Genomic DNA, 11,293 nt, shown 5'->3' with positions numbered 1-11,293 from the left:
AACAAGCGCCGCGTGCTGATCATGGCCGGCGGTACCGGCGGCCATGTGATTCCCGCCCTGTCCCTGGCCCGGGGCCTGGCGGCCCGGGGCATCGAGGTGGCCTGGCTGGGCAGTCCCCGGGGCATCGAGAACCGTTTGGTCCCCGCGGCGGGGATTCCCCTGCACCATATTCAAGTGGCCGGGCTGCGCGGCAAGGGGGCGGCCGGCTGGCTGCTCGCCCCGTTCAAGCTGCTGCGCGCCGTCTGGCAGGCCCGGCGGGTGATCGCCGAGGTCGACCCCCAGCTGGTGGTGGGCCTCGGCGGCTTCGCCAGCGGCCCCGGCGGCCTGGCCGCCTGGCTGATGCGCCGGCCCCTGGTGATTCACGAACAGAACGCCGTGGCGGGGCTGACCAACAAGGCCCTGGCGCGGCTGGCCAGGCGGGTCTATGCGGCCTTCCCCGAGGCCTTCCCGGCGGGGCGTGCCGAGCGGGTCGGCAACCCGGTGCGCGGCGAGATCGCCGCCCTGGGCGAGCGGCCCCGCGACGCCGAGGCGATGGCCGGGCGCCGGCTGCGCCTGCTGGTAGTGGGGGGCTCCCTGGGCGCCCAGGCCCTCAACGAGACCCTGGCGCCAGCCCTGGCGCGGCTGCCCGAAGCGCATCGTCCCGAGGTGCGCCATCAGGCCGGCCGCGACAAGCAGGACGCGACCCGGGCCGCCTACGCGGCGGCCGGGGTCGAGGCTCGGGTGAGTGATTTTATCGATGAGATGGCCGCGGCCTACGACTGGGCCGACCTGGTGGTGTGCCGGGCCGGCGCCCTGACCGTCAGCGAGCTGGCCGCCGCCGCCAAGCCGGCGCTCTTCGTGCCCTTTCCCCACGCCGTGGACGACCACCAGACCGCCAATGCCCGGGCCCTGGTCGAGGCCGGGGCGGCGGAGCTGCTGCCCCAGGCGCAGCTGACCGCCGAGCATCTCGCCGAGCGTCTGACGGCCCTCTTGGATTCCCCCACCCTTGCCAGCATGGCGAGCCGCGCCCGGGCCCAGGCCCAGCTGGACGCCGTCGATCGCCTGGTGGCAGGCTGCATGGAGATAGGTTTTGAGCAATAACATCCCCCGCCCGGGCCTCGGCCTGGGCATGCGCCGCATCCGGCGCATTCATTTCATCGGCATCGGTGGTGCCGGCATGTGTGGCATCGCCGAGGTACTGGCCAACCAGGGCTACCGGGTCAGCGGCTCGGATATTCGCGACTCCGCGGTGGTCGGTCACCTGCGTGGCTGCGGCATCCCGGTGGCCATCGGCCACGCCGAGGCCCATGTGGAAGGCGCCGACGTGGTGGTGGTCTCCACCGCCATCGATGCCAGCAACCCGGAGATCGCCTGGGCCCAGGCGCATCGGGTGCCGGTGGTGCGCCGCGCCGAGATGCTCGCCGAGCTGATGCGCTTCCGTCACGGCATCGCCGTGGCCGGCACCCATGGCAAGACCACCACCACCAGTCTGACCGCCACCCTGCTCGCCGAGGGCGGGCTCGATCCCACCTTCGTGATCGGCGGCAAGCTGACCAGCGCCGGCACCAATGCGCGGCTGGGGGAGGGCGACTACCTGGTGGCGGAGGCCGACGAGTCCGACGCCTCCTTCCTGCATCTGCAGCCCATGGTCTCCATCGTCACCAATATCGATGCCGACCATATGAGCACCTATGGCGGCGACTTCGAGCGGCTGAAGACCACCTTCGTGGAGTTTCTCCACAACCTGCCCTTCTATGGGCTGGCGGTGCTGTGTATCGATGACGCCAATGTGCGGGAGCTGCGCGAGCGGCTGCACCGCCAGTTCGTGACCTATGGTTTCAGCGAGGACGCCGACTACCGCATCACCGACTTCGTCCAGGAGGCCGGCGAGATCCGCTTCACCGCCCTGCGTCCCGATGGGCTGGCGCCGCTGGCGGTGCGCCTGGCCATGCCCGGCGAGCACAATGCCCTCAATGCCCTGGCGGCCATCGCCGTGGCCAGCGACGCCGGCGTCGATGACCAGGCCATCGTGCGTGGCCTGGCCGGCTTCGCCGGGGTCGGGCGGCGCTTCCAGGTGCAGGGCGACTTCGCCGCCCCCGAGGGGGGCGGCGAGGTGATGCTGGTGGACGATTATGGCCACCATCCCCGAGAGGTGGAGATGGTGATCCGGGCGGTGCGCGCCGGCTGGCCCGAGCGGCGCCTGGTGATGCTCTATCAGCCCCATCGCTATACCCGCACCCGGGATCTCTATGAGGACTTCGTGCGGGTGCTCTCCGGGGTCGACACCCTGCTGCTGCTGGACGTCTACAGCGCCGGCGAGGCGCCGATTCCCGGGGCCGAGGGCAAGACCCTGGCCGGGTCGATCCGTCAGCGGGGCGCGGTCGATCCCCTCTTCGTGGCCGACAAGGCGGAGCTGCCGGCGCTGCTGGCGCGGGTGCTGCGCCCCGGCGATATCCTGATTACCCAGGGGGCCGGCGACGTGGGCGGCATCGCCCAACGCCTGGCCGAGGCCCAACTGCAGCTGGACGAGGTGAGTCTATGACCGAGGCGAGGCAGGGCGACTATGGTCGCGTGGTGGTGCTCTATGGCGGCGACTCCGCCGAGCGGGAGGTCTCCCTGGTCAGCGGCAAGGCGGTCCTCGACGCCCTGCGCCGCAGCGGCGTGGATGCCCAGGGCTATGATCCCGCCGAGGGCGGCCTGGTGGGCCTGGAGCGCCTGGCCCCGGATCGGGTCTTTATCGCCCTGCATGGCCGCGGCGGCGAGGACGGCACCCTGCAGGGCGCCCTGGAACTGCTGAAGATCCCCTATACCGGCAGCGGCGTGCTGGCCTCGGCGCTGGGCATGGACAAGCAGCGTACCAAGCAGGTGTGGCAGGCCCTGGACCTGCCCACGCCGCAGAGCCTGCTGCTCCACGACGGGGCGGACTGGGAGGCGGTCTGTGGGCGCCTCGGCCTGCCGCTGATCGTCAAGCCGGTGCACGAGGGCTCGACGCTCGGCATCACCATCGTCGAGGATGCCGAGTCCCTGGCCGCCGCCTATCGCGAGGCGGCGCGTTTCGATGCCCAGGTGATGGCCGAGCGCTTTATTCGTGGCGAGGAGTACACGGTGTCGCTGCTCGGTGGCCGGGTGTTGCCGGCGATCCGCGTCGAGGTGCCCAGCGGCTTCTACGACTACGAGGCCAAGTACGTCTCCAACGACACCCAGTATCACCTGCCCTGCGGCCTGAGCCCGACGGAGGAAGCCGAGCTCGGCGAGCTCTGCCGTGCCGCCTTCGAGGCCATTGGTTGCCGCGGCTGGGGACGCATCGACGTGATGCGTGACGGTCAGGGACGCTTCTGGCTGCTGGAGGTCAATACGGTGCCGGGGATGACCGATCACAGCCTGGTGCCCCAGGCCGCCGCCCATGCCGGCATCGACTTCGATGCCCTGGTACTGGCGATCCTCGCTACCGCCTCGGCGTCCTAGGCGACCATGCGCATGCGGCGAGGATCGCTGTTTGGCCTGGTGCTGATGGCCCTGGTGCTGGTGGCCGGTGGCCGTGCCCTCTGGCTATGGCTGGATCGTCCCATCGAGCGGGTGGTGATCGACGGCCAGGTACGCCATGTCGGCCCCGGCTACCTGCGTAGCCAACTGGCGCCCCTGGTGGTGGGGGAGACCTGGCTATCGGTGGACCTCGGCGAACTGCGTGAGCGGGCCAGGGAGGTCGGCTGGCTGGCGGAGGTGCGGATCAGTCGCCGGTGGCCGGATGTGTTGGCCTTCGAGCTGGAGGAGCAGCGCCCGGTGGCCCGCTGGCACGACGACTTCCTGCTCAATGCCGCCGGCGAGCCCTTCGCCTTCGATGGCGAGGGGCTGCCCACGGGGCTGCCGGATCTGGCCGGCCCGCCGGGCAGCGGCCCCGAGGTGCTGGCCTACTATCGCCAGTTGCAGGCCCGGCTGGAGGAGCTGGGAGTGGCGGTCACCCAGTTGCGCCTCGAGGCCCGCGGTGCCTGGCGTCTGCAGCTCGATCACAGTATCTGGGTGATGCTGGGGCGCAACGATCGCCCGGCGCGGCTGGCGCGATTCGCCGCCGCCTGGGAGCGCGAACTGGGGCAGTTGGAGGAGCATATTCGTTATATCGATCTGCGTTATCCCAATGGGATCGCCGTGGCCTGGCATGGCGAGAGCGATAGCGAAGGGCTCGAGTCGGCGCACAATGGCTGAATGAAACGGCGGTTTTTTCCGGGCCAGGGGAGTTTCTTTTCACGATAATTCTCCGTATTCTGGCCTATGCTTTCTGGTTAGACTGGTGCTGAGTGCACACTTGTTCCTATAATTGGCGCTATGTCTTTATTGTCGTTTTAAACGACTCTGTGCCTCGGCGAGAATCTAGGAGTGATCACGACCCATGGCAGGACAACCCAATGCTTCCAATATGGTAGTCGGGCTGGATATCGGAACATCCAAGGTCGTGGCGATCGTGGGGCAACCCACCGACGATGGCGGCATCGAAATCGCCGGCATCGGCTCTCATCCGTCCCACGGTATGAAGAAGGGCGTGGTGATCAATATCGAATCCACCGTCCAGTCGATCCAGCGCGCCGTCGAGGAAGCCGAATTGATGGCCGGCTGCGATATCCACTCGGTCTATGTGGGGGTGGCGGGTAGCCATATCAGCTCCATGAATTCCGATGGAGTGGTGGCCATCAAGGATCGCGAGGTGACGCTTTCGGATATCGATCGGGTCATCGATTCGGCCCGGGCGCGGGCCATCTCCGAGGGGCAGCGGGTGCTGCACGTGTTGCCCCAGGAGTTCGCCATCGACACCCAGGAGGGCATTCGCGAGCCGCTGGGCATGTCCGGCGTGCGCCTGGAGGCGCGGGTCCATCTGGTCACGGCGGCGCTGAATGCGGTGCAGAATATCGAGAAGTGCGTGCGGCGCTGCGGCCTCGAGGTGGACGCGGTGATCCTCGAACAGCTCGCCTCCAGCCTAGCGGTGCTCACCGAGGACGAACGGGAACTGGGGGTGTGCATGGTGGATATCGGCGGTGGGACCACCGATATCGCGGTCTTCACCGAGGGCGCCATTCGCCACACCGCGGTGATCCCCATCGCCGGCGACCAGGTCACCAATGATATCGCCATGGCGTTGCGCACGCCGACCCAGTACGCCGAGGAGATCAAGGTCAAGTATGCCTGTGCCTTGACTCAGCTGGCCTCCGGGGACGAGATGATCAAGGTGCCCAGCGTCGGCGATCGGCCGGCCCGGGACCTCTCCCGCCAGGCCCTGGCCGAGGTGGTGGAGCCTCGCTACGAGGAACTTTTCACCCTGATTCGCGACGAACTGCGGCGCAGTGGCTTCGAGGACCTGGTCGCCGCCGGGGTGGTGCTCACCGGTGGCACTTCGCGCATGGAGGGGGTGGTGGAACTGGCGGAGGAGATCTTCCATATGCCGGTGCGCATCGCCTGCCCGCAGAAGGTGCGCGGCCTCGCCGATGTGGTGCGTAACCCGATTTATTCCACCGGGGTGGGTTTGCTACATTACGGTATGCGTGAAGCCCGACAGGAGCATGGTCGTCAGGGGGATGGACGCACCGTTCCGGCCCAGCCGAGGCGCGAGACTACCCCGCGTGGTGGGCTCAAGGATGGCATGCTGGCATTCAACAAGCTGAAGAGCTGGTTCAAAGGAAATTTCTGATAGGGCCGCGAGCGGTCCAGGAGACGGGGCTTATGTTCGAGCTGGTAGATAACGCGCCCTCAAGCAGCGCGGTCATCAAGGTGATCGGCGTGGGCGGCGGCGGTGGCAATGCCGTCAACCATATGGTGGAGAGCAGCATCGAGGGCGTGGAGTTCATCTGCGCCAATACCGATGCCCAGGCCTTGAAGCGGGTCGCCGCCAAGACCGTTCTCCAACTGGGTGGCGAAATCACCAAGGGCCTCGGGGCCGGTGCCAACCCGGAGGTGGGGCGCCAGGCCGCCATGGAGGATCGCGAGCGCATCGCCGAGCTGCTCAGTGGTGCCGATATGGTGTTTATCACCGCCGGCATGGGGGGTGGCACCGGCACCGGTGGTGCCCCGGTGGTGGCCCAGGTGGCCAAGGAGCTGGGCATCCTCACCGTGGCGGTGGTGACCCGCCCCTTCCCCTTCGAGGGGCCCAAGCGGATGCGTGCCGCCGAGGAGGGCATGAAGGAGCTCTCCGAGCACGTCGACTCCCTGATCACCATCCCCAACGAGAAGCTGCTCTCGGTACTGGGCAAGAGCGCCAGCCTGCTCACCGCCTTCAGTGCCGCCAATGACGTCCTGCTGGGCGCCGTTCAGGGCATCGCCGAGCTGATTACCAGCCCCGGCATCATCAACGTCGACTTCGCCGACGTGCGCACCGTGATGTCCGAGATGGGCATGGCGATGATGGGCACCGGCGGCGCCACCGGCGAGAACCGCGCCCGGGAGGCCGCCGAGAAGGCGATCCGGAGTCCCCTGCTGGAGGATATCGACCTGCATGGTGCCCGCGGGATTCTGGTCAATATCACCGCCGGCCCCGACCTCTCCATCGGCGAGTTCAACGACGTGGGCGCCACCGTCCAGGAGTTCGCCTCCCAGGACGCCACCATCGTCGTGGGTACCTCCATCGACATGGAGATGAGCGACGAGCTGCGTGTCACCGTGGTGGCCGCCGGCCTCGACGGCCGCGTCCAGAAGCCGGCCCAGCGCGACACCACGGTGAGTCGCTCCGAGCCTTCCCCGGACTACCGCAAGCTGCAGCAGCAGCCCGCGGTGGCCCGCCAGCAGGCCGCCAAGGCGGAGCAGGAGGCGTCGTCCAAGGCCCGCGCCGAGAAGCGTCGCTCTTCCCAGGAGCTGGATGACTACCTGGATATCCCGGCCTTCCTGCGCCGCCAGGCCGATTGATGGCGGCTATCGGATGCATAGTGACCGTTGGGCGAGAATCTTTTGGTAAAACGGGTGTTCGCTGCTATAGTGAACACCGTTTGATAACAAGCTTTTTGCCTGGCGGTTACCCATGATCCGACAACGCACTCTCAGCAACACCATTCGCGCCACCGGCGTCGGCCTGCACTCCGGCGAGAAGGTCTACCTGACGCTGCGGCCGGCCCCGGTCAACAGCGGTATCGTCTTCGTGCGTACCGACCTCGACCCGGTGGTGGAGATTCCCGCCCGTGCGGTCAACGTCACCGACACCACCCTGTGCACCGCCCTGTCCCGGGATGGCGTCAAGGTGGCCACCGTCGAGCACCTGATGTCCGCCTTCGCCGGCCTGGGCATCGACAATGCCATCGTCGAGGTCAGTGCCCCCGAGGTGCCGATCATGGACGGCAGTGCCGGCCCCTTCGTGTTCCTGATCCAGTCCGCGGGTATCGAGGAGCAGGAGGCCGCCAAGAAGTTTATCCGCATCAAGCGCGAGCTAGTGGTGCGTGAGGACGACAAGGAGGCCGCCTTCCTGCCCTATGATGGCTTCAAGGTGGCTTTTTCCATCGACTTCGATCATCCGGTGATGGCGCTGCGCGATCAGTGCGCCGTGGTGGATTTCTCCACCACCTCCTTCGTCAAGGAGGTCTCCCGGGCGCGCACCTTCGGCTTTATGCGCGACCTCGAGTACCTGCGCTCCCACAACCTGGCCCTCGGCGGTAGCCTCGACAATGCCATCGTGGTGGACGACTACCGGATCATGAACGAGGATGGCCTGCGCTATGAGGACGAGTTCGTCAAGCACAAGGTGCTGGATGCCATCGGCGACCTCTATCAGCTGGGCCATAGTCTGATCGGCGAGTTCCGTGGCGTGAAGTCGGGGCATGCCCTGAACAATCAGCTATGTCGCGTGCTGCTGGAGAGTCCCGAGGCCTTCGAGATCGTTACCTTCGAAGAGAAGAGCGCCCGGGCCCCGATCTCTTATGCGTCTCCGGCCATGACCTGATGCTGCACCGCCAGACATGACCGCCGCCTCCGGGCGGCGGTTTGCTTTTTGGCCTGGAAAGCCAGCTTACCCCTTGACCCCGAAGCAATAATCCTTATACTACGCCCCGTGTTCGACGCTGTTCCCCGATAGCTCAGTTGGTAGAGCAAATGACTGTTAATCATTGGGTCGCAGGTTCGAGTCCTGCTCGGGGAGCCAACCGCAGCGCGACGAACACCGCTCAGACCGATCCTCGATAGCTCAGTTGGTAGAGCAAGTGACTGTTAATCACTGGGTCGCAGGTTCGAGTCCTGCTCGAGGAGCCATCTCCTATCCTGGTCTGAGATCCTGCAAGGCGTTGTTCCCCGATAGCTCAGTTGGTAGAGCAAATGACTGTTAATCATTGGGTCGCAGGTTCGAGTCCTGCTCGGGGAGCCAAGCGCGCCACTTTCTGCTGATCACTGCCTTGTTATTGCCCCGACCCGGCTAACCGAGTCGGCGACGCTGTGTCTCCATGCGTGCCAGAAAGACCCCCATCAGCGTTTCGTAGAGGCGGTCCCCCAGGACCCGGTCCTCGATACCGGCATCAATATTGGGGTTGTCGTTGATCTCGATCACCACCACCCGCTCGCCGATCTGCTTGAGGTCGACGCCATAGAGGCCGTCGCCGATCAGCCGTGTGGCCTTCAGTGCCGTGCGCACCACCGCCGCCGGGACCTCCTCGATGGCATGGGTGCTGAAGCCGCCGCTGCGGACCTTGGCCGCCGAGTGATCGTAGATCTGCCAGTGCCCCCGCGCCATGTAATAGCGACTGGCGAACAGCGGTCGACCATCGAGGACGCCGATGCGCCAGTCGAAGTCGGTGGGTAGCCACTCCTGCAACAGCAACAGGGCCGAGCTCTCGAACAGGCGCGCCGCCTCCCGCTGCAGCGCCTCGGGGCCGTCGATCTTGACGATGCCACGGGAGAAGGCGCCGTCCGGTACCTTGAGCACCCGCGGATAGCTAAGGGTCGAGGCCAGCTCGGCCAGCCGATGACGCCCGCTGCGCTGGAGGAGGTGCCCCTGGGGGGCCGGGATGCCCTTGGCCTCGAGCAGGGTGTGCAGGTAGACCTTGTTGGTGCAGCGCAGGATGGAGCGGCTGTCGTCGATGACCACCAGCCCCTCGTGCTCGGCGCGGCGCGCCAATTGATAGCTGGGATGGTCCAGGGCGGTGGTCTCGCGGATAAAGAGCCCATCGAACTCCGCCAGGCGCCCCCGGTCGCGGTGGGTGATCAGCGAGACGTCGATGCCCAGGCGCCGGCCGGCGCGGATAAAGCGCTTCAGGGCGCCGCGGTTGCTGGGCGGCAGGGTCTCCTGGGGATCCACCAGCATGGCCAGGTCGAAGCGGTAGCGACGTCGCGCCCGGGGCGTGCGCCAGATGCGCCGCGAGTGGCGATTGAGCGCCGCGGCGAAGCGATCCTGCTCGTCACCATTGAGGGCCGTGAGGCGCAGGGGGCGGAGTCGGGTCAGCCGCCATTGGCCCTGTCGGGAAGTCAGCTGGGCCTCCAGCAATGGGCAGGGCAGTCGTTCGAAGAGCCGCCGGGCCAGGCGTGCCAGGGCCGGCGGCTCGCACTCGCCGAACATGATCCGCAGGCGAAGGACGTCGCCGGCCAGGGCTCCCTGGCGTGCCAGGGTGTTCAGTAGCGGTTCCAGGCCTTCCAGCTCCAGGTCGATCAGGGGCTTGCGGGCCAACTGGTTGAGGGTCTCTACCGTGGGGAGTACCCGCTGGCCACGGGCCTGGGCCAGCAGCGAGACATAGTAGCCGCGGCCCAGATATTCCAGGTCACCGCACAGGTTGAGGACCCGGGTGGTGCCGGACTCGCCGTCGAGGGGGGACTGGGAGAGGTAGTCTTCGGCAGCGATCAGATCGTCACTGGGGTAATAGGGGGACCAGTCGCTGAGCTTGTCGACGACGATGCGCAGGGCGTGCATGGGTGTCCTCGGTGGCGGGGCGCCGGGGTGGCGGCCATGGACGCAGCATGGGACGGGCGGGGAGGCAGGGATAATTGATTTATTTCATTATCACGGGCGGTGACAGGGTCTCGGGTGCATCGCACAATATCCTTGGACCTTTGTTGAGGACGCCTTCATGTCAGCCCAACTGCGGCCCGGTCACCTCGAGGACCTGGCCGCCCTCTATGCCCTCGAGCAGCGTTGCTTCGTCGGCGATCGCTTCACCCGTCGCCAGTTGGCGCATCTGCTGGGGCCAGCCCATGCCGCGACCTGGTTGCTGGTGGATGGCGAGGCCATTCTCGGCTATGGCACCCTGCTGTTGCGGCGCAATAGCCGCCGGGCCCGCCTCTACTCCTTCTGCGTGGCCCCCGAGGCCCGGGGCGGCGGCCTGGGTCGGATCCTGCTGGAATGCCTGGAGGAGGAGGCCCGGGGCCGGGGCTGTGACTCCCTGCACCTGGAGGTGCGCGCCGATAATCGGGCGGCCCTGGCCCTCTATCGTCGCCGGGGCTTTCGCCTGACCCGCTGGTTGGACGACTACTACGTCGATGGCTGTGCCGCCTGGCAGATGAGCAAGGCACTGGTCGCGGAGGACCCGGCGGCGGATGAAAGGCCCGCGCGGCTGGGTTAGCAGCCTGTCAGGCATAACGCTGATCTGCTGCGAAATCCGGGCTTTCGGCCAATTTCATTCGATCAGATTCGTTAAATAGCTCGCTATTCGCCTCATCCGATCGATAAACTTGTCTCGAAATCCGTTTTTCTCGCGACGATCGGTCAAGCCCGACAGGCTACTAGAATCGCCGCCCCCATTGTCAGGAGTTGCCCATGCCTTCCTTCGATATTGTTTCCGAATTCGACGGCCACGAGGCCACCAACGCGGTGGATCAGGCCAACCGCGAGATCCAGACCCGCTTCGATTTCCGCGGCGTCGATGCCAGCTTCCGCCTCGAGGGCGAGGTGGTGCATATCGAGGCCGAGGCGGATTTTCAGCTGCAGCAGATGCTCGACGTCTTGCGTAATCGGCTGATCGCCCGGGGCATCGATGCCCGCTGCATGGATCCCCAGGAGCCGCAGCTGGGCGGCGTCAAGGCGCGCCAGGAGGTCAAGCTCAAGCAGGGCCTGGAGGCCGCCGAGTGCAAGCAGGTCGTCAAACTGATCAAGGACTCCAAGCTCAAGGTGCAGGCGCAGATCCAGGGCGACAAGGTCCGCGTCACCGGCAAGAAGCGCGACGACCTGCAGGGCGTTATCGCCCTGCTCAAGGGCGAGCAGGGGCCGGAGCTGGCCCTGCAGTACAACAACTTCCGCGACTGAGTGGTGGGGCCCTCGACCCAGGTCGGGGACGGCGCCGTCGAGGCTTGAAAAGTGGCTGGCCGCCACCAGTTCTTGAGACAGACGCCGCAAGGCAGATCCTTCAGCCCGTAGTCCCGGCAAGGGACGAGG

At 66.7% G+C, this 11,293-nt stretch carries 10 protein-coding genes and 3 tRNA genes; 12 read left to right on the top strand and 1 reads right to left on the bottom strand.

Annotation, left to right across the window (positions count from 1 at the left end):
• Window positions 1-21 precede the first annotated feature (21 nt).
• From murG to ACZ5EF_RS13110, 10 genes are all read left to right on the top strand, one after another.
• Window positions 22-1,080: an undecaprenyldiphospho-muramoylpentapeptide beta-N-acetylglucosaminyltransferase gene (gene murG / locus ACZ5EF_RS13155; RefSeq protein ID WP_379730079.1), complete on the top strand. Its 1,059-nt coding sequence runs from the start codon at window positions 22-24 to the stop codon at window positions 1,078-1,080.
• Between the two features lie 28 nt (window positions 1,081-1,108).
• Entirely contained in the window at window positions 1,109-2,521 is a 1,413-nt protein-coding gene (gene murC, locus ACZ5EF_RS13150; protein WP_346063546.1) for a UDP-N-acetylmuramate--L-alanine ligase, read from the top strand.
• The gene (locus tag ACZ5EF_RS13145; protein WP_346063457.1) at window positions 2,518-3,444 is read left to right on the top strand and encodes a D-alanine--D-alanine ligase; all 927 of its coding nucleotides are present in this window, start codon (window positions 2,518-2,520) and stop codon (window positions 3,442-3,444) included. Before murC ends, ACZ5EF_RS13145 begins: the two co-directional genes overlap by 4 nt.
• Window positions 3,445-3,456: 12 nt before the next feature.
• Window positions 3,457-4,179, top strand: a complete 723-nt coding sequence (locus ACZ5EF_RS13140) for a cell division protein FtsQ/DivIB (RefSeq protein ID WP_346063458.1) — start codon at window positions 3,457-3,459, stop codon at window positions 4,177-4,179.
• A gap of 184 nt (window positions 4,180-4,363) precedes the next feature.
• A complete protein-coding gene (gene ftsA / locus ACZ5EF_RS13135) occupies window positions 4,364-5,653 on the top strand; it encodes a cell division protein FtsA (RefSeq protein ID WP_195860993.1) in 1,290 nt (429 codons plus the stop codon).
• Between the two features lie 32 nt (window positions 5,654-5,685).
• On the top strand, window positions 5,686-6,861 hold the full coding sequence (gene ftsZ, locus ACZ5EF_RS13130; RefSeq protein ID WP_346063459.1) for a cell division protein FtsZ: 1,176 nt from the start codon (window positions 5,686-5,688) through the stop codon (window positions 6,859-6,861).
• A gap of 112 nt (window positions 6,862-6,973) precedes the next feature.
• On the top strand, window positions 6,974-7,885 hold the full coding sequence (gene lpxC / locus ACZ5EF_RS13125) for a UDP-3-O-acyl-N-acetylglucosamine deacetylase (protein ID WP_346063460.1): 912 nt from the start codon (window positions 6,974-6,976) through the stop codon (window positions 7,883-7,885).
• 122 nt (window positions 7,886-8,007) lie between these two features.
• Window positions 8,008-8,083, top strand: a tRNA-Asn gene (locus ACZ5EF_RS13120).
• A gap of 31 nt (window positions 8,084-8,114) precedes the next feature.
• Window positions 8,115-8,190, top strand: a tRNA-Asn gene (locus tag ACZ5EF_RS13115).
• Between the two features lie 36 nt (window positions 8,191-8,226).
• Window positions 8,227-8,302 (top strand) — tRNA-Asn (locus ACZ5EF_RS13110).
• Between the two features lie 48 nt (window positions 8,303-8,350).
• Here ACZ5EF_RS13110 and ACZ5EF_RS13105 read toward each other — a convergent pair.
• On the bottom strand, window positions 8,351-9,835 hold the full coding sequence (locus tag ACZ5EF_RS13105; protein ID WP_346063461.1) for a RimK family protein: 1,485 nt from the start codon (window positions 9,833-9,835) through the stop codon (window positions 8,351-8,353).
• 157 nt (window positions 9,836-9,992) lie between these two features.
• Here ACZ5EF_RS13105 and ACZ5EF_RS13100 point away from each other — a divergent pair, with 157 nt between their 5' ends.
• Window positions 9,993-10,484 (top strand): GNAT family N-acetyltransferase, encoded by a 492-nt coding sequence (locus tag ACZ5EF_RS13100; protein ID WP_346063462.1) that lies wholly within the window; start codon window positions 9,993-9,995, stop codon window positions 10,482-10,484.
• A 194-nt stretch (window positions 10,485-10,678) separates the two neighbouring features.
• Window positions 10,679-11,164 (top strand): YajQ family cyclic di-GMP-binding protein, encoded by a 486-nt coding sequence (locus ACZ5EF_RS13095; protein ID WP_346063463.1) that lies wholly within the window; start codon window positions 10,679-10,681, stop codon window positions 11,162-11,164.
• The last annotated feature ends 129 nt before the right edge of the window (window positions 11,165-11,293 follow it).

Source organism: Bisbaumannia salifodinae (genome assembly GCF_055388505.1).
Note: the sequence above shows the minus strand (reverse complement) of the source record. Positions and strands in the feature narration are given on the sequence as shown.